The organism is Gelidibacter salicanalis, from assembly GCF_016469035.1.
Taxonomy (GTDB): Bacteria; Bacteroidota; Bacteroidia; order Flavobacteriales; family Flavobacteriaceae; genus Gelidibacter; species Gelidibacter salicanalis_A.
The window spans coordinates 31,989-50,709 of record NZ_JAEHJZ010000036.1 but is presented as its reverse complement, the minus strand read 5'-3'; the positions used below and the strand labels follow the sequence as shown (position 1 = coordinate 50,709).

At 35.4% G+C, this 18,721-nt stretch carries 12 protein-coding genes; all 12 read left to right on the top strand.

The window, feature by feature from the left end:
* Window positions 1-23: 23 nt before the first annotated feature.
* The 12 genes from JEM65_RS15075 (at window position 24) to mobB (ending at window position 18,714) form a co-directional block, all read left to right on the top strand.
* Window positions 24-2,966: a SusC/RagA family TonB-linked outer membrane protein gene (locus JEM65_RS15075; protein ID WP_199601209.1), complete on the top strand. Its 2,943-nt coding sequence runs from the start codon at window positions 24-26 to the stop codon at window positions 2,964-2,966.
* A 20-nt stretch (window positions 2,967-2,986) separates the two neighbouring features.
* Complete coding sequence (locus JEM65_RS15070) at window positions 2,987-4,495, top strand: RagB/SusD family nutrient uptake outer membrane protein (RefSeq protein ID WP_199601200.1); 1,509 nt, start codon at window positions 2,987-2,989, stop codon at window positions 4,493-4,495.
* Window positions 4,495-6,513 (top strand): ADP-ribosylglycohydrolase family protein, encoded by a 2,019-nt coding sequence (locus tag JEM65_RS15065; RefSeq protein WP_199601193.1) that lies wholly within the window; start codon window positions 4,495-4,497, stop codon window positions 6,511-6,513. Before JEM65_RS15070 ends, JEM65_RS15065 begins: the two co-directional genes overlap by 1 nt.
* A 2-nt stretch (window positions 6,514-6,515) precedes the next feature.
* Window positions 6,516-8,180 carry an ADP-ribosylglycohydrolase family protein gene (locus JEM65_RS15060; RefSeq protein WP_199601191.1) on the top strand — a complete coding sequence of 555 codons (1,665 nt, stop codon included), beginning with the start codon at window positions 6,516-6,518 and terminating at the stop codon, window positions 8,178-8,180.
* Window positions 8,181-8,312: 132 nt separating this feature from the next.
* On the top strand, window positions 8,313-9,761 hold the full coding sequence (locus JEM65_RS15055; RefSeq protein WP_199601189.1) for an ADP-ribosylglycohydrolase family protein: 1,449 nt from the start codon (window positions 8,313-8,315) through the stop codon (window positions 9,759-9,761).
* A 21-nt stretch (window positions 9,762-9,782) separates the two neighbouring features.
* Entirely contained in the window at window positions 9,783-11,399 is a 1,617-nt protein-coding gene (locus JEM65_RS15050) for an alpha/beta hydrolase-fold protein (RefSeq protein WP_199601187.1), read from the top strand.
* Window positions 11,400-11,420: 21 nt separating this feature from the next.
* Window positions 11,421-12,974 (top strand): alpha/beta hydrolase, encoded by a 1,554-nt coding sequence (locus JEM65_RS15045; RefSeq protein ID WP_199601185.1) that lies wholly within the window; start codon window positions 11,421-11,423, stop codon window positions 12,972-12,974.
* Window positions 12,975-13,015: 41 nt separating this feature from the next.
* A complete protein-coding gene (locus JEM65_RS15040) occupies window positions 13,016-13,813 on the top strand; it encodes a DUF4595 domain-containing protein (protein ID WP_199601183.1) in 798 nt (265 codons plus the stop codon).
* An 86-nt stretch (window positions 13,814-13,899) separates the two neighbouring features.
* Window positions 13,900-14,904 (top strand): multidrug DMT transporter permease, encoded by a 1,005-nt coding sequence (locus JEM65_RS15035; RefSeq protein ID WP_233530676.1) that lies wholly within the window; start codon window positions 13,900-13,902, stop codon window positions 14,902-14,904.
* 200 nt (window positions 14,905-15,104) lie between these two features.
* Window positions 15,105-16,199, top strand: a complete 1,095-nt coding sequence (locus JEM65_RS15030) for an IS4 family transposase (protein WP_199601181.1) — start codon at window positions 15,105-15,107, stop codon at window positions 16,197-16,199.
* Window positions 16,200-17,290: 1,091 nt separating this feature from the next.
* The gene (locus JEM65_RS15025; RefSeq protein WP_199601179.1) at window positions 17,291-17,671 is read left to right on the top strand and encodes a BfmA/BtgA family mobilization protein; all 381 of its coding nucleotides are present in this window, start codon (window positions 17,291-17,293) and stop codon (window positions 17,669-17,671) included.
* Between the two features lie 11 nt (window positions 17,672-17,682).
* Window positions 17,683-18,714: a MobB family relaxase gene (mobB, locus tag JEM65_RS15020; RefSeq protein ID WP_199601177.1), complete on the top strand. Its 1,032-nt coding sequence runs from the start codon at window positions 17,683-17,685 to the stop codon at window positions 18,712-18,714.
* Window positions 18,715-18,721: the final 7 nt, after the last annotated feature.

The window sequence follows — 18,721 nt, the reverse complement described above, 5'->3', positions numbered from 1 at the left end:
TCTAAACTTTAAAATCGAAGAATATGATAACTAAACTTATCTTTAAATTGGGGGGTATTACAAAACTAATGGTCTTACTGGCGCTCGTTTTTACAACAAATAATTTGTTCTCTCAAGATATTAACGTTACAGGACAAGTGAAAAATGAGGAAGGTTTACCTCTTTCAGGTGTCAATGTTTACGTGAAAAATTCACAAACTGGAACCCTTTCAGATTTTGATGGAAATTATCAATTAACAGTGCCTTCATCTGCCACTCTTGTTTTTTCATATGTTGGGTATAATCCTCAAGAGGTGGGAGTAAATGCTGCTAATCCTGTTATCAATGTTGTTCTTCAAGAATCTCTCGAAGGTTTAGATGAAGTTGTTTTAATTGGTTATGGACAATCGACAAAAAAGGAAAATACGGGTGCCGTAACATCCATTAAGTCAGATGAATTTAACCAAGGTCTTTACAGTGACCCCGTGGGCCTAATCCAAGGGAAAGTAGCAGGTTTATCTATTACCCAGCCAAATGGTGCTGACCCTTTATCAGGTTATCAAATTTTATTGAGAGGGGCAAATACCTTAACATCAGGACAACAGCCATTAATAATAATAGATGGAGTAATAGGAGCTGACCTAAAAAATATAAATTTCCAAGATGTTGAGTCCTTTGATGTTTTAAAAGACGGTTCTGCAGCAGCAATATACGGAACAAGGGGAACAAATGGGGTTATTATTATTACAACAAAACAGGCTATAAATGGTAAAGGCACCTTTGAATATTCTTCTCAAGTATCAGTTCAAGTGTCCCCAAAAGGTGTACAAAACTTGACTGCCGATGAATTTGTAGACGCTATTAATACCTACCAGCCATCAAGAACAGGAAGTCTTTATGGAAGTAAAACAAATTGGTTCGATGAAGTTACAAGATCAATTCCAATCAGTTCACAAAACACAGTTTCATTCTCTGGTGGTGACGAGGTTTTCTCCCATAGGTCTTCCGTTACTCTTAATCAAAGTGAAGGTTTGCTGCAGAGAAATGAATCGAAACGTTTGTTAATTAAAACGAATATTATACAAAGCTTTTTTGATGATGCAATTAAATTGAATTTTAATTTAACAAGAGGAAGTAGAACATACTCTCCTGCGAATTATGATATCTTCAGACAGGCATTTTTTCAAAATCCCACACAACCCGTTTATGATGATACTAATCCTGATACAGGAGGTTACTCATTTGTGTCAGGCTTAGAATACTACAATCCTGTAGCTTTGCTCAAAGAACGCACTAGGGATGGTAAAACTAATGACATATTGGCAAATTTACGGGTTACAACAAAGCTTACAGATTATCTAACCTGGGATAATTTTATATCGGAACAAACGTCTGAATGGGAAGATAATTCCTATAGAACTAATTTTTACCCTACCGCTTTAGGAGCAGGAGGAGAAGCGGAAATTGCAAATGGTAGAAGCAGCGATGTGCAATTTGAGAGTGTTTTAGATTTTCATCAAAAATTTGGAAATCATAATGTAGGAGTTATTGGAGGTTATTCATTTCAAGAAAGTAAATTTAATAGTTCATTTTTGAGTAACACAGGATTTGATTCTGATACTTTTTTATATAACAATATTGGAGCTGGTTTAGGATTGCCTGAAGGAAATGCAAGTTTGGGTTCGTACAAAAGTAAGAGTACATTGATTGCGTTTTTTGGTAGAGCAACCTATAATTATAAAGAAAAATACTTGTTGTCAGCTTCTATAAGAAAGGAAGGGTCTTCTAAATTCGGTGATAACAACAAGTGGGGAGTGTTCCCAGCTATTAGTGTAGGATGGAGAATTAATGAAGAACAATTTTTAAATGACGTGAAATGGGTAAATAATATAAAATTGCGTATTGGATATGGAGTTACTGGTAATCAGGATTTTGCTCCCTATCAATCCCTTATTTTGTTAAATAGAGTTGGGAGTTTGTTTTATAATCAACAATGGATCAATTCATACGGTCCTGGACAAAACCCAAATCTAGATTTGAGATGGGAGAAGAAAAAAGAATATAATGTTGGATTGGATTTTTCCCTATTTGACCAAAGGTTTAGCGGGAGTTTAGAGTATTATAAGCGGAAAACCGAAGATCTTTTATGGAACTTCGAAGTGCCGGTGCCACCTTATCTTTTTAATGAGTTGTTCACAAACGTGGGCACGATTAGCAACACAGGAGTTGAAGCGACTTTAAATGGATTGATTATCAATAACTCTGACTTTAAATGGAGTACGACAATTACGGCAAGTCACAATAAAAATGCTTTGGATAAAATATCTAACGCTGAATTTACTCAAACATCTTACGAGCGTGGTTTTGTAGGAGGGGCTGTAACTGTTTTCACGCAAAGAATAGAAGAAGGTCAGGAACTTGGTTCATTTTATGGGCCAGTGTGGTTAGGTGTAAGTGAAGATGGTGTAGATGTGTTTAAGAATCAAAACCCTCTTGGTGTTGTAGATAAAAGTGATTGGGAGAAAATTGGGAATGCCAATCCTGATGCCATTATTGGATGGAGCAACAATTTGAGCTACAAAAACTGGAATTTAAGTTTTGCCATGCGTGCAGGTATTGGAGGAGATGTTTTAAATGCTTATCGACTGTATTATGAATCCTGGAATGGCATTGGACTAAGAAATGTTGTACACACGCAATATGAAAACCCTGAATTTACAGGAAACATTACATATTCTTCAAAATATATAGAAGATGCATCTTTCTTAAAATTAGATAACATTACTTTAAGCCATGATTTTAAAATTAACTCAAAATACATCTCAGGCCTGAGTGTTTTTGGGTCGGCGCAGAATGTGTTTACCATTACCAAATATAACGGTATAGATCCTGAAGTAAATTTAGGGGGTATAGAGCCTGGTATAGATGCTTTATCATATTATCCAAGAACAACATCCATAGCTTTTGGATTGAACGTAAAATTTTAATTATTTAAAAAGAAACTATTATGAAAACGTATTTTTTAAAAATCGCACGACCACTATTACTAATTTGCTTAGTGTTTTCTTGTACTGATTTATCTGAAACAGTCTATTCAGAAATAGATGCCAATAATTTCTTTAACAGTGAAAAAGACCTTATTGCTTATACGGGACGGGCTTATACCAAATTACAAAGTTATCCTGGCGAACAGTTTTTATGGGCGCTTGGAGAGAATGCTTCTGATGAATTGGTGATACCTGCCAAAGATAATGGAGATTGGTATGACCAAGGGAGATGGGAAGTCATCCAAAAGCACACTTTAAGCAGCTCTACTTCGAATAATAAAATCTTGACAAAATCTTGGAACCTCGTTTTTGAAGGGATTAGCGCGTGTAATGAGATATTATCTGTAATTACACCTATCGAATTTAATAATAAAGAAAGAGTGGTGGGTGAAATTAAAATTCTAAGAGCTTATTATTACTATTGGGCCATAGACTATTGGGGGAATGTGCCGTATTCAGTTGATTTTGCTGAAACAGAACTTCCACAGCAACAAAATCGTAAATTTATTTTTGACTTCATAGTTAATGAAATCAATGATAATGTAGGTGCTCTTCAAGATTTGCCGACGCCTGAATATTACGGAAGAGTTACCCAAGGAATGGCTTACACACTTTTGGCAAAAATGTATTTAAATTCTAAAGAATGGACTGGTGAGGATAAATTTTCTGAAGCTGTAGCGGCCTGTGACATGGTTATAGGAACAGGGGCATATTCAATAGAGAATAATTATTTTTCCAACTTTTTGGTAAAAAATGAAAACTCTTCCGAGAATATATTTGTTATTCCATTTCATCCAAGTTTAACAGGAGATGGTTTTTATTGGGGCTATCTTTCGTTAAATCCATCAAGCAAGGCATCGTTTGACATGATTGCAGATCCATGGGATGGATTTGTTGTTCAACCAGATTTCTTTGCTAAATATGCCGAAAATGATTTAAGGAGGAATTCATTCTTGTTTGGTCAACAATATAATAGTGGTGGAAATCCTATTGTAGAGGGTGGCGAGCCATTTATATATACTCCAACTATTGAAGATTATACGTCACGTAAAAAATGGGAAGGCGCCAGAATTGCTAAATACCAATATCAAAAAAATATAAATTATGGCGCTGATATGGAAAATGATTTTGCTCTTTTTAGATATGCAGATGTCCTTTATATGAAATTGGAAGCGCTCTACAGATTAGGAAGGGCAGGTGAATTTATAGATAACTCTGATCTGCAAAAGATACGAACCAGAGCTGGGTTAGCACCTTACACTGTTGGGGATTTATCAGATTCGGAATTGTTGGACGAATTTGGGCGAGAGTTTGCTTGGGAAGGCAGACGAAGACAAGACTTAATTCGCTTTGGTGTCTATGGAAATGCGTGGTGGGAAAAACCAGCTTCAGGGCCAAACAAAAAATTGTTTCCTATCCCTCAAACAGCTTTAAATACTAACCCCAATTTAGCTCAAAACCCAGATTAATGATGAAGAAACAAATTCTAATTTTAATATATGTTTTAACGCCTTTCCTATTTGTTAATGCTACAGATAATTGTGCGGTAGATCCGCCATTGAAATACAAAACAATACCTGTTGAGGAATTAAGAGATAAGATAGCAGGTGCTTGGATAGGTCAAATGATTGGGAATATCTATGGTTTACCGCATGAGAATAAATATATTGATGCACCAGGCAAGGAAAATTGGCCTTATGGGTACGCAAAAAACTTGGACAAGCTCAAACAATATAATGGAGCGTTTTCTGATGATGATACAGATGTAGAGTACATGTATTTATTAAATATGGAAAAGTATGGTGTAGAGCCAACTTATGAGCAAATGCGCGAGGCGTGGATGTTCCATATAAGAGATCGTGTTTGGTTAGCTAATCGAGCAGCATTAGGTCTAATGCATTATGGCTATACGCCACCTTTTACAGGGGATAAAGAAATCAATCCTCATTGGTTTCAAATTGACCCTCAGTTAATAAATGAAATATGGGCTTACACTGCTCCGGGCATGATTGACTATGCCGCTCAAAAATCAGATTGGGCAGCTCGTGTCACAAGTGATGATTGGGGTACGGAACCAACTATACATTACGGAGCCATGTATTCAGCGGCATTTTTTGAAAAAGACATCAATAAATTAATCCAGATTGGTTTAGATGCACTGCCTGAAAATGGTCGATATGCTCAAACAGTCCGAGATATGATTGCGCTGCACAAAAAACACCCTAAGTGGCAAGATGCATGGAAGGAAATGGCATTGAAGTATTATGTTAATGAGCCTGATTTAACAAAAACCATTTGGAATGCTAATTTAAATGGAGCATGTGGAATCTTAGCGATGCTTTATGGAGAGGGAGATTTTCAGCGGACATTGGATTTATCTTGTGCCATGGGATTTGACGCGGATAATCAAGCTGCAACTGTTGCTGGTTTGTTAGGTATTATTTCTGGATTTAAAGCATTGCCTAAAGATTTGTACCTACCTATCGAAGGTTGGACTAAACCATTTAATGATACCTATATCAACATTACACGCTATGAATTGCCAGACGCTAGTATTGATGATATCATAAATAGAATGCTTGCAATGGCCCTTAAACTTATTGAGGAAAAGGGTGGTTCGGTTTCTCAAGGTAAAAACCAGAGAGTTGTAAAAATCAATACGAGTGCACAGTTTAATGCGCCCATAGAGTTTTACATTGGCCCACCTGCAAAAATGGAAATTAATCAACCTGTGGATTTTACATTTTATAGTGATGCCAACAAAGGGTACAATTGGTCTTTAGTAGAAGGACAGCTTCCTCCAGGGACGAAGTTTGATAAAGGCCGTCTCAATGGAACTCCGCAATTATCAGGTATATTTCCTATTAAAATACAGCTTGATAATGGCAAAACAGTATTATCAAAAACATTTGACTTATTGGTTAAGAATGAGAATCTTGCTAGAAAAGCAGACTCTATAATTGTTAATGTTCATATTTTAAATGAAGCGGTTTTGGACTCTTGTTGGACTACCTTTGGCCATTCTATGTATGCCAAAACTCCTGCAATTATAAATGATGGCGTGTTTAATGGGGCTAATTCGGTTTTTTATAGTCTTGCTGCAAAAGCAAAAATACCTAAAGTTGATTATTATGGTTATGAATGGGATGAGGCCCAAACTATTGATATGATGGTGTTTTCTACAGGTGGTATGGAAGAGTTTGGAGGTTGGTTTACATCCTTAAACGTGCAATACAAAAACGAAGAAGGTAAATGGGTTGCAGTTGAAAAACAAAATTTAAGTCCAAAGTTACCTGAAACTGATATTGTTTTTTTTCAGCCGCATTTTGCTGAATACATTTTGACCTTCAAACCAGTAACTACAAATGCAATCCGAATTATTGGAGATGCAGCAATTCAAGATCATTGGAATAAATACACAAAAAATGTATCAGGATTTACATCAATAGCTGAACTGAGTGTTCATAATTCGCAAAAATCAAAATAGATATGAATTTAACAAAACAGAATTTTTTAAAAGGATTTATGATTATTTTGATTTTTGGTGCGCTATCGTGTCAAGATAAAACATCAAAAACGGCAGATGCTCAAGAGGATGTAAATGAACCAGCAACAAAAGAATCATTCGTAATTTCAAAGCAAGAATTACAGAACAAAATAAAAGGAGGATGGGCAGGACAAACCATTGGAGTGGTTTATGGAGCTCCTGTGGAGTTTAAATACAATGGCTCTCTAATAAATGAAAATCAGAATATTCCTTGGAACGAACATTATGTAAAATATTGGTGGGATAAAAAACCAGGACTGTTTGATGATATTTATACAGATCTAAATTTTGTAAGTGCTTTTGAAAAATATGGTATTAATGCTAGTTCTGAAGCTATAGCAAAGCATTGGTCCAACACAGCATACCATTTAGCACATGCTAATCAAGCGTCACGATATAATATTTTGAACGGGATAATGCCACCTGCATCGGGTAATTGGAAAAACAATCCCCATGCAGATGATATTGATTTTCAAATAGAAGCAGATTTTATTGGTCTAATGGCGCCAGGAATGGTAAATAAGGCCACAGAAATAGCTGATAGAGTTGGTCATGTCATGAATAGTGGGGATGGTTGGTATGGTGGTGTCTATTCATCTGCGCTGTATTCATCAGCATTTATTTTTGATAATCCAACTCAGATAGTTGAGAACGCTATCAAAACAATTCCAAAAGGAACTCAGTTTTATGAATGCATCAGTGATGTTATAGCGTGGAAAAAGGAATTTCCTGATGATTGGAAGCAAACTTGGTTTGAATTACAAAAAAAATGGAATAATGATACTGGCTGTCCTAAAGGTGTTTTCTTGGGGTTCAATATCGAAGCTAAAATCAACTCTGCTTATGTAACCATTGGTTTGTTGTATGGAGATGCTAATTTTTCGAAATCTGTAGATATTGCGGCGCGATGTGGACAAGACGCCGATTGTAATCCTGCAACTGTAGGTGGTGTTTTGGGAGTTATGACAGGATACGACGGTATTCCAGAATTTTGGTTAAAACCACTTCAAGAAATAGAAAACGACAATTTTGAGAATACAGATATGTCGTTGAGTATGGCCTATGAATTGAGTATGAAACATGCTTTACAAGTTATAAAGGATGAAGGAGGGAAAATAGAACAAGATCAATTGACTATTCCTATAAAAGAACCAATTGCGGTAGCCTTTGAACAAAATTTTGAAAACACTTATCCTATTGAGCGAAATAAAATAGACGAATCTTTTACAGATGAAATCAATTTTGAATTTACTGGGAATGGTTTTTTACTCTATGGTAATATGGCCAAACGATCTAAGGTGGATGTGAAATATATAGATAGGGTCTCTAAAAGAACTTATGGATCAGAATCCTTTGGATTGGCGGAACCAGATGATCCTTATGTGGCTTTGATGGAAGTTTATATTGACGATAAATTGGAAGAAACCGTGAAATTGCCTATGATGAATTCAGCAAGAAGATTAGAACCAGCATGGAAATATAATTTACCAGAAGGCAAACATACTTTGAAATTAAAATGGTTGAATCACAAACCTGAGTATGAATACAGGATTAATGACTTAATTGTGTATTCAGAAAACAAACCAGGGAGCAATATACCCATGTAAAACAACACTCATATGACAGTTAGATTTTTAAAATATTTATTATTCACAGCGGCCACCGGTTTTTTAGTTGTTAGCTGTAATCAAATGAATTCTCAAACTTTAAAGCACAGTAAGCCTGTAGAGACCTTCAAGGTGTTTTCTAAAAAAGAATTAAAGGATAAAATACGGGGCGGATGGGCAGGACAAACTATTGGTGTGACATTTGGAGGGCCAACTGAATTTAGATTTAAGGGAACGATGATCCAAGATTATCAAAAAATAGTATGGCATGACCACTACATAAAGGAGACTTTTGAATTGGATCCAGGGCTTTATGATGATGTGTATCTTGATCTCACATTTGTAAATATTTTAGAAAAAGTTGGACTAAATGCTCCTGTAGATGCATTTGCTTTGGAATTTGCCAATGAAGATTATAAATTATGGCACGCTAACCAAGCGGCGCGATACAATATCTTAAATGGAATAATGCCTCCTGCTTCTGGCCACTGGATGAATAATCCCCATGCTGATGATATAGATTTTCAAATAGAAGCCGATTTCGCAGGTATGATGGCTCCAGGAATGACAAATACCGCATCAAAGTTTTGTGATGATATTGGGCATATAATGAATTATGGTGATGGATGGTATGGTGGTGTTTTCGTTTCTGCCATGTACACAGTCGCTTATATCTCTGATGATATTGATTATGTTATTTCACAAGCATTAAGCACAATTCCTAAAGAAAGCCTTTTTTATAAAACGATTGCCGATGTCATTGAATGGCATAAAAAACATCCCGATGACTGGAAAGAAACTTGGTTTGAGATAGAAAAAAAACATTCGTCAGACAAAGGATGTCCAGAGGGTGTTTATAATTCGTTCAATATAGACGCTAGGTTAAATGCCGCTTATGTTGTAGTCGGCTTACTTTATGGAGAAAAAGATTTTTTTAAAACCATGGATATTTCGACAAGATGCGGACAAGATTCAGACTGTAATCCAGCTACGGCAGCAGGTATTTTAGGTGTTATGTTTGGTTACGATGGCATACCAGATTATTGGAAGCCTGCATTGGAAGAAGTTGAAGGTTTAAAATTTCCATATATGGAGATTTCCTTAAACGAAGTTTATGATTTAACTTATAAACACAGCCTTCAATTAATTGAGGAAAATGGAGGGGAAGTTAACGGCGATAAAATTAAAATAAAAATTCAAAAGCCCGAAACGGTAAGATTTGAGGAATCTTTTGTTGGACTCTTTCCATCTGAGGAGCGCTATTTAAGACAACACTATACTGATAAAAATATTAATATAGGTTTTAAGGGAAATGGCATTGTCGTTCTTGGAAATGTAAATAGCATTTGTAGCGTACCAACTAGTGATTATGTAGCGCTTTTAGATGTATATATTGATGGTGAAAAAGTGGAACAAGTCAAAATGCCTTATGATTACATAGTTCGAAAATATGATGTTTTTCATAAATATTTATTGGATAATAAAGATCATCACGTAGAAATTAAATGGGTAAATAAAAATCCAGATTTTAGTATATATATGAAATCAATTGTTATTTATGCTGACTCTCCAAGTATTTGAAAAATAATAAACTGAAATGTTATGCCTACTAAAAATTTAGAATATCAGCTTAACAAAATATTTTATTTTTTCATATTCTGTTTAGTCATTTTTAGTTGCTCTAGCAAAGACAATGTTTCTGAGCAAAATCCTTTTCCTGGGGAGAGAGAATTGTCGTTTAAGAGATTGCTTACCAATCAGACATTTTATAGTTCAATTTTAGGTGAAAACGTTGATTATGCCGTTTTGTTACCTGACGGATACGACACATCTACTGAAGATTATCCCGTAACCTATTTATTTCATGGTTTTGGAGATAATGAAAAAGCATGGTATACACACGGAATGATACAATATTATTCTGATCAGTATAAAGGAGAGATCACGTCCATGATTTTTGTGATGCCAAGTGCACATAATACCTATTATGCAAATAGATATAATGGAATGTATCCATATATGAACATGCTTACCATAGAAATGGTTCCTGAAATTGATCAATTATTTCGAACGAAAAATGACAAGAATCATAGGGCAGCCATGGGTTATTCTATGGGAGGTTATGGCGCATTAATTCTCCCTGCCTTAAACCCGGATGTGTTTTCTGTGGGAGTCCCTTTGAGCATTTCTTTTAGAACGGACGATCAATATATGGCTGAACCGCAAAGCGTTTATGATTATCAATGGAGTCCTATTTTTGGAGGCATAGGTGCGACTGGTCAAAGTCGATTTACAGATTATTTTAAGCAATATAGCCCATTTTACTTCTTTGAAAATCAAAATGCTGTTAATTTTTCTAATCTAAAACTGCTCATTGATTGTGGAGACGATGAGGAATCACTTTCAATTACAAATGATAAATTGCATACGGTGCTTAGAGATTTGAATATCTCACATGAGTATCGGGTAAGAAGTGGCGGACATTCATTTGATTATTGGAAGGCATCTTATCCGGAAGCTTTAAAGTTTATTAGTGATGCTTTTCAAGGCATAGGGTATAGCGCAGAACCTACTCCAGCAATTATAGGGGAATCTATTAGTAACACGGCTTATGAAACCAAAACAGTCAGCGGACAATCGGTTAACATCTTAAAAAATTCAAACTACGGTGTTTCAGATATATCTAGGTTTCCAGTCTTGTATTTGGCTCATGACACTGGTAATCAGCCGACTGAAAGTAAGTTGGCCGCTCTGTCTCTACTTTATAATGCAATGAGTAATCAAAGTATACCATATTCCATAATTGTAGAAATTCCTTTAACAAATGATTTGAGTTTTGCTACCATGGAGCAAATAATTTCTTATACGGATTCCAATTATCGCACGCTTGCACAAAAAGAAAAAAGAGTTTTAATAGGCAATTCAAAAGGAGGTCTAAAAGCGGCTCAATTTATAAATAATGAGTCGTCGTTTTTTAAGTCCTGTTTTTTATTTAACGCTAATTTAACTGATAATACTGTAGCACCGGTAGCGGGCACTTTTTATTATCTCGATATAACTGATGATAGTGCGGAATATAAAGGCTATAACACTATGTATAAGTCTATAAGAGAACAAAATATAGGCTATGAATATAGGGTAAGGCAAGGGAACGATACCTATCAGTCGTTTTTGAACGGATTAAGTAATTCTCTTTCCATTCTGAAAGAAAAAATATAAATTAAAAATAGACCATAATTGATGAGAACTTTCGTAATAATCTTGTTGTTTATCTTGCAATCTCCTATGGGGTCAGCTCAGGATATGGTTGTTACTTACGAAGGGAAATCGATCGAGAGTAAAATACTTGGTCAAACGGTTAAATACTCAATCATTCTTCCAAAGGATTATCTTAAAAGCGAAAAAAGGTATCCAGTGGTTTACCTTCTTCACGGATTAGGTGGTAATGATTATTCTTGGTTAGAATATGGCAGGTTAGGCCAGCATATTGATGATGTGGTAAACAAAAACGAAATCCAGTCCATGATTTATGTGATGCCCGAAGGCTACAGCACCTATTATGTGAACGATTTTTATGGAAAATTTTCATATCAGGATATGTTTGTAAATGAATTAGTTCCTTTTATAGATGCTAATTATAGAACTATGCCTAACAATAAAAATAGAGCAACTATTGGGTTTTCTATGGGAGGTTTTGGAGCATTGATTCTTCCGATAAAACATCCTGAAGTATTTTCAGTTTGTGTGCCATTAAGTATCTCAGTTCGAACTGATGATCAATATATGACTGAAGATCCAACTGAATGGGATGAACAGTGGGGAAGACTTTTTGGTGGCGTGGGAATATATGGGGAAGACCGAATTACTCAGTATTATAAAGATAACTCTCCTTTTCATCTATTCAATAAGACCAATTTAAATCGATTTAAAGATTTGAAGATTTTTATTGATAATGGAGATGATGAGCAAACCTTAAGCAAGAGTAATGAAGAGTTACATATCCTACTAAGAGATTTGAATTTCGACCATGAATTTAGAGTAAGAAATGGTGGGCACAATTTTGAATATTGGAGAGGGTCATTGACAAACGGTCTAAATTTTATTGATGATGCATTTAGTCAAAAGCCGTATCGAGGGGATGTAAAGGAGCATTTTTCTGATACTGTCAACGCTGCTAAATTAGATTTAAAGCTAATGAATGATGATGGATTTGACGTCTTGTTACCTGTGGATTATACAACGTCTCTTCGTTATTATCCTGTCGTTTATTTCGTGGGTAAATTTGCGAATTCAACTAAGGTGGCTATCGCAAACATGCTAATGCATCAAACTAAAGCAGTTAAGTTTCCACCTATTATTTCTGTTTTTATTGATTTAAAGTCAGAAATGTCTTTTGATTCAATTATGTCCATTGCTAAATCGAATTATCGTATTAGGGAAGGTCGTCGTTTTCAGTCTATAATAGGATTTAAAGAAGCGGGTGCAAAAGCGTTTGACTATGCAGTAAAAAATCCTGATTTTACTTCTTGTGCTGTATATGATGCGCCTATTGACATTGAAACGTTGAAAGCGCTTACAGAGGATCAAATAAAATCTTTAAATCGCACTTGGTTCTTTGTTTCTACAACTGACAAAAGCATGAATTATAAATCCAATGGGTTAACGCATATACTATTCAAAGAAAAAGATATTTATCATGAATATAGAGTAAGTCAAGGCAAAGGGAATGTTGATTGGTTCCTAAATGAGCTTTCAGATGCCTTAGATTTCAGTCAAAAAAAGATTCACTATTAAAAAGAATATAAACTACAAACTAATATTTAAACTTATAAATTATGAAAAATTCAATTAAGTATTTAAACTCAATTGCTATTTGCTTGACCTTAATTTTACTATCATCTTGTACAAATGATATAAGTGGTGAATCAGATTTTCCAGTGGTTCCGGATTCCAAAATTAAAAAAATAAGTTTTGATGGAGGTTATGGCATAGAAAGTTGGGAATTTACCTATGACGGAAACGATCGTGTAACAAGTATTTCAAATGTTTATGACGGAGGTACACCTGAAGTTATTATGTATGATTATGCCCAAGCAGGAAAATTGTCAATAAATAAAGGTGGTAACTTAACTAATTATACTCTTGACGGAGAAGGCCGCATTAGCAAAGAATTATGGAATGACTCAGGAACTGAGTACGCAGCTTTTGAATATGATGGCGAAGGTTTTCTTGCAAAAATATTTGAGCATTACAGTGGCGCAGACCATTTAAAATATGAAAATAAAATCAACAACAGTAATATCACTAATAGAGTTAGGTATGAGGACGATGGTGTTACAGTAAGGGAAGATAGAGTGTTTGAATATACTATTGCCAGTAATCCAAGTTCAATCCATCAAACATTTACAGTTGATTCTCAATGGAAGACTGTTGGAGGCTTATATGGAAGACAAAGTAAAAAGTTAGCTAAAAATTACCTCAGGAAATTAACATCTGATCCAGACTCAAATTATGGTGCCACCTTTGACTATACTTTTGATGATCAAAATAGAGTGGCCACTCAAATTAAAAACGGAACAGGTAGTGGTGGTGGTTTCACTGAATCTTGGTCATATACGTATTACGAAGAATAAAATATCAATGTTGTTTTATTATTTCCAGTTAAAATAATGCAATGTGAGTTCAACAAGAATAATACTAACCAAAAAAAAAATGAGTCATGTTTATAGTAGACAATTACCTTTTAGCTGTTTTTTTATGTGTCATAACAATGTTATGTTGGGGATCCTGGGCTAATACGCAAAAATTAGCTTCACAAGAATGGGGTTTCGCACTCTTTTACTGGGATTATACCTTGGGCGTTGTATTATTATCATTAGTGTTTGGACTAACTTTAGGGAGCAATGGCGATAGTGGACAGGCTTTTTTACCAAATTTGGGAGATGCTTCTTTAAATGCAATTTTTTATGCCTTTCTAGGAGGGGTTGTATTTAATATTGCCAATTTATTGTTAGTCGCGGCAATAGACATTGCAGGTATGGCTATTGCATTTCCTATAGGAATAGGAATTGCGTTAGTTTTGGGTGTCATAGTTAACTATATAGCAACACCTTTGGGTGATCCTTTATTGTTATTTATGGGCGTGGGGCTTGTTGCTTTAGCAATTATTCTGGATGCTTTGGTTTACAAGCGAATTTCAAAGGGAGTGGCAACAACCAAAGGAATAGTTATTTCTTTAGCTGCGGGTGTGTTGATGGGGTTCTTTTATAGATTTGTAGCCGCATCCATGTCAGTCGATTTTTCTAATCCAACAGAAGGCCTGTTGACACCTTATACAGCGGTATTTATATTTTCAATAGGAATATTTATTTCTAATTTTGTGTTCAATACTTTTTTTATGTACAAGCCAATAAGTGGTGAAAAAGTATCTTACAAAGATTATTTTAGTTTAGGTACTCCAAAGCTTCACCTGATAGGAATTTTTGGAGGCGTAATTTGGTGTCTCGGATTTATTTTAAATATGATAGCTGCGGGAGAAGCTGGATTTGCAATTTCATACGGATTAGGCCAAGGAGCGACTATGGTAGCTGCAATTTGGGGAATATTTATATGGAAAGAATTTAAAGATGCTCCTAAAGGAACAAACAAATTAATAGGTCTAATGTTCTTATTATTTATTGCCGGACTTTCTTTGATTATTATGGCTAAAAATGTTGGAGTATAAATATTCCCAGTTTTTAAAAGGCTCTTTTTTCAAATATTGTTGAGGGCATTTTATTTTGTTCTTAGGAATAAATGCATCAAATAAACTTTAGTACATGACAAAAATTTAATTCACTGAAAATCAATAAATTAAAGGTTAAATAATTAATATAAAGCATTGATTTTCAGTATATTAGATGAATAATTCCACTTATTTGTCTAATGAAGAAAACCAATGCAGTCACTAAAAATAGTGAATTAACTTTAGTTCTAAACACTCATTTGCGAGGTAAAATCAATTTAGCCCGACTCAAACTTATTTCTCACTTTATTATTGCTTTGTGCAAAGTACAGACCGTGACTTTTGAAAAACTATCGAATGCTTTTGACACCAAAGCAGATTCGGAGTCTTCGCTAAGGCGCATACAACGGTTTATTGCCAGTTATAGTTTAGATCCTGACCTAATAGCACGTCTTGTCTTCAATCTACTGCCTGCACAAGAGAAACTTATATTGAGTATTGACAGAACCAATTGGAAGTTTGGGCAAACCAATATCAATATATTTATGCTCGGCATTGTTTATAAAGGGGTGGCATTTCCTCTGTTGTTTACTATGTTGGACAAGAGAGGGAATTCCAATAGCCAAGAACGTATCGAGCTGATCAATAGGTTCATCCATCTTTTTGGCAAAGAGGCCATTGGGTCTGTTGTCGCAGATAGAGAGTTTGTGGGGGAAAGATGGCTAGAGTTTTTAAACAGGAACAAGATTAGGTACCACATACGTATCCGCAATAATTTTAAGGTATTCCTGCCACATAAAAATAAAGAAATAAAAGCATCCCATTTGTTCAATCGGTTCAAGGCCAATGAGTTTGTACATTACAATAAAATTGTTCGGGTCAATGGACAACTCTGCTATCTGTCAGGTTGCAGGCTCAACAACAGAAATGCGAAACAAGATTTTCTGATTATCGTATCGTTTAACAAACCTGAACAGGCACAAACAGATTACAAACAGCGATGGCAGATAGAGATGTGTTTTAAAGCAATGAAATCTAGCGGATTTGATATTGAAAAGACACATCTGCAAGATATTCAGAGAATAGAAAAACTGGTATTACTGGTAATGATTGCTTTTGTTTGGTGCTATAAAGTTGGAATTTATTTGCACCAGATTAAGCCAATTACGATAAAAAAACATGGTAGAAAAGCCAAAAGCATCTTTAAATATGGGCTTTACTTCTTGGCTAATGTGTTGCTAAACTCTGAAAATCAAAAAAATATAGATGTATTTCATTTTTTGTCATGTACTTAGCAAATAAACTTAAAATTAAAAACCCTGTAAATAACATATTTATAGGGTTTTTGTTGTGGAATGATGAGCAAAATTGTGAGAGGAAAACAATCAAACTTTTAACCTTCCAGCATTATATGGTATTCAAAAGATGTTGTTTTAAAGAGGTCACTGAATTAACCCCTACTTAATAAATATTTAAACCTCGTTTGAAAGGTTGTGTTTGCAAAATATAATAAATACCGTTCAGCCCATTCCCCTCCATTTCGCTGAAAAAACTCCATTCCAGGAAAAGCGCTTCACTCAAAAAAATCTTGGACACAATCCCAAAGTTTTTAGGAGATTCTATTCACCATCACGATTGGATCAAATCTCGTCATAACCACAAATGTTTCAACTTTGGAATAGCGTCCGCTTCAGAAACAAATCACTTCATCCTTTTAATCCACAAAGTTTTAAAATTCAGAACGAGACGGACTGCATAATCGGTCGCATACTCCCTTTTATAAGTCCTTACTCATCCTGAATTTTAGTAGAGGTTGCTGAAAAGGTAACGCGACGGCTCTATGGGAAGTAAATGGAATTAAATGAATCGCACGTTCATTGTTTTAATGTGGTCGTTCTTAAAATAGTAATACCATTAAAATCCCACTTAATCAAGTTCCTTTGAAAAGGAAAACGCTCTGGATATAATAAGTATATGGATATATGTCATTTTGGCAACCAATTGCCAGCATTTTAACCCAAATTACATGGCTCAGCTATTGTTCTATTTCAATGAAGGTCAAAAATTTAGAGGCAAATTTTTATTGTATTTTTTTGAGGATAGTTTAAAAACACGAAATGAATCCTGCTAAAAAATGAATTGCTTACAATCATTCAAATTTGGCTTTTTAGCTTTTGATAAAAAGTATGGAAGCACCGAAATGAAATGAAGGAATGGAATAGCAAGAGGATAACACGCTACGCGATGTTAAGTACTCCTTTTTGTTTGTAAATAACTGATAGTTAGTTGTTTATGAATATATTAATTTCTTGACTCTCAACGATTTGCGACAAACGCCTTGTGAGAGCCCATTTTTAGGGAAGAATTTGCGACAAATCGGCGAATTATGGACTCATTTATTGGAATTAGATTCAAAAAGGAAACAGCCAAACGTTTTCAGGAATTTTCAAGAACGCACTTCAAATCGCACACCGAGGCCATGGCGACGATGCTCGATTTTTTCTTCTATAATGAGATCTCACCAAAAGAAAAATTTGGCCCGACGGGACGAACTTTAGAGGCTAATTTGATGAAACGGATGAATGCCATTATTGCCATTCAACGGGATATTGAAAAGACCCAAACAAAGCCGACAGTCGCCATGCTGGAATCACTTTTTAAAATTGAAGGATCCACCACAAAACCTTTGATCTTGGAGAAAAAATTTAGCGAAGAAAAGAAAACGGTCCTTTTTGAGGAAAAACGAAAAACGACTAACGAACCCTAAAATATGGAGCCATGTATATCACTATCACACCACAAAAATTAGGAGGCACGTACTCGCAAAGTTCAGCGGATTTTGTAGGCTATCTGGAGAAAGAAAATCAAGGTCTGGAACAGGAAGACATGGAGTGTTTTTTCAATCAGTATGGCGATGGGATTTCAGCTAAGGAAGTCATTAAGGAGATTGATGGAAATACGTCAAAACTCAAAAAAATTGAACCCAAATTCTATTCCATCACCGTCAGCCCGTCCCAATATGAACTGAGTAGGTTACAGAATTCTAGCGAGGAATTAAAACGGTACACCCGTGAGCTGATGAAAGATTATGCGGCATCTTTCAATCGTGAAATTAACGGACGCCCGATTCGAATCGACGACATAAAATATTATGCAAAAATCGAGCATCAACGAACCTATAAAGGAACTGACTTCCAGATAAAGGAAAACCAACCCTACGCTTCTAAAATACTACAGCTCAAAACGGACATTCGAAAAATTGAAAACGGGACAATGACTGGAAATAAAGCTGAAAAAGAAAAAGAAATTGCAAAATTGGAAAGGGAAGCCCCACACCAGCAGGATGGCAAACGTATAGTTCAAGGAATGGCAAAGTCAGGTAACCAAAGCCATATTCACATTATAGTAAGTCGCAAGGATGTGTCCAACAAAGTTAGTCTTTCGCCAGGGAGTAAATACAAGGCTTCTGAGGCGGAGATGCATGGAAAGAACGTGAAGCGTGGTTTTGATCGGAACAGTTTTTTCGAGAAGGCAGAAAAGACATTTGACAAGACCTTCGGCTACCAAAGAAACTTTGCCGAGACCTACCAAGCGCGAAAGGATTTTATCAAGAACCCAAAAATCTATTTTGCAGCGCTGATGAAATTGCCTACCAATGAAAAAGCATTAGCGTTCAAATTTATGGGCAAAGCAGGTATTCCGATGATGCCTAGTATTCCAGTAACGCAAGGACAATTGGCAATGAAAATATTTAAAGGACTGCGACGTGGTGCGGAAGTCGCTATCAAATCAAGTTCCATCGGAATCTAATTTTAGA

What these genes read in the sequence shown, in the direction of transcription:
- JEM65_RS15075 (WP_199601209.1), top strand. Translation starts at nt 24, where the DNA reads ATGATAACTAAACTTATCTTTAAATTGGGGGGTATTACAAAACTAATG.
- JEM65_RS15040 (WP_199601183.1), top strand. Translation starts at nt 13,016, where the DNA reads ATGAAAAATTCAATTAAGTATTTAAACTCAATTGCTATTTGCTTGACC.
- JEM65_RS15035 (WP_233530676.1), top strand. Translation starts at nt 13,900, where the DNA reads ATGTTTATAGTAGACAATTACCTTTTAGCTGTTTTTTTATGTGTCATA.
- JEM65_RS15070 (WP_199601200.1), top strand. Translation starts at nt 2,987, where the DNA reads ATGAAAACGTATTTTTTAAAAATCGCACGACCACTATTACTAATTTGC.
- JEM65_RS15025 (WP_199601179.1), top strand. Translation starts at nt 17,291, where the DNA reads ATGGACTCATTTATTGGAATTAGATTCAAAAAGGAAACAGCCAAACGT.
- JEM65_RS15045 (WP_199601185.1), top strand. Translation starts at nt 11,421, where the DNA reads ATGAGAACTTTCGTAATAATCTTGTTGTTTATCTTGCAATCTCCTATG.
- JEM65_RS15060 (WP_199601191.1), top strand. Translation starts at nt 6,516, where the DNA reads ATGAATTTAACAAAACAGAATTTTTTAAAAGGATTTATGATTATTTTG.
- JEM65_RS15065 (WP_199601193.1), top strand. Translation starts at nt 4,495, where the DNA reads ATGATGAAGAAACAAATTCTAATTTTAATATATGTTTTAACGCCTTTC.
- mobB (WP_199601177.1), top strand. Translation starts at nt 17,683, where the DNA reads ATGTATATCACTATCACACCACAAAAATTAGGAGGCACGTACTCGCAA.
- JEM65_RS15030 (WP_199601181.1), top strand. Translation starts at nt 15,105, where the DNA reads ATGAAGAAAACCAATGCAGTCACTAAAAATAGTGAATTAACTTTAGTT.
- JEM65_RS15050 (WP_199601187.1), top strand. Translation starts at nt 9,783, where the DNA reads ATGCCTACTAAAAATTTAGAATATCAGCTTAACAAAATATTTTATTTT.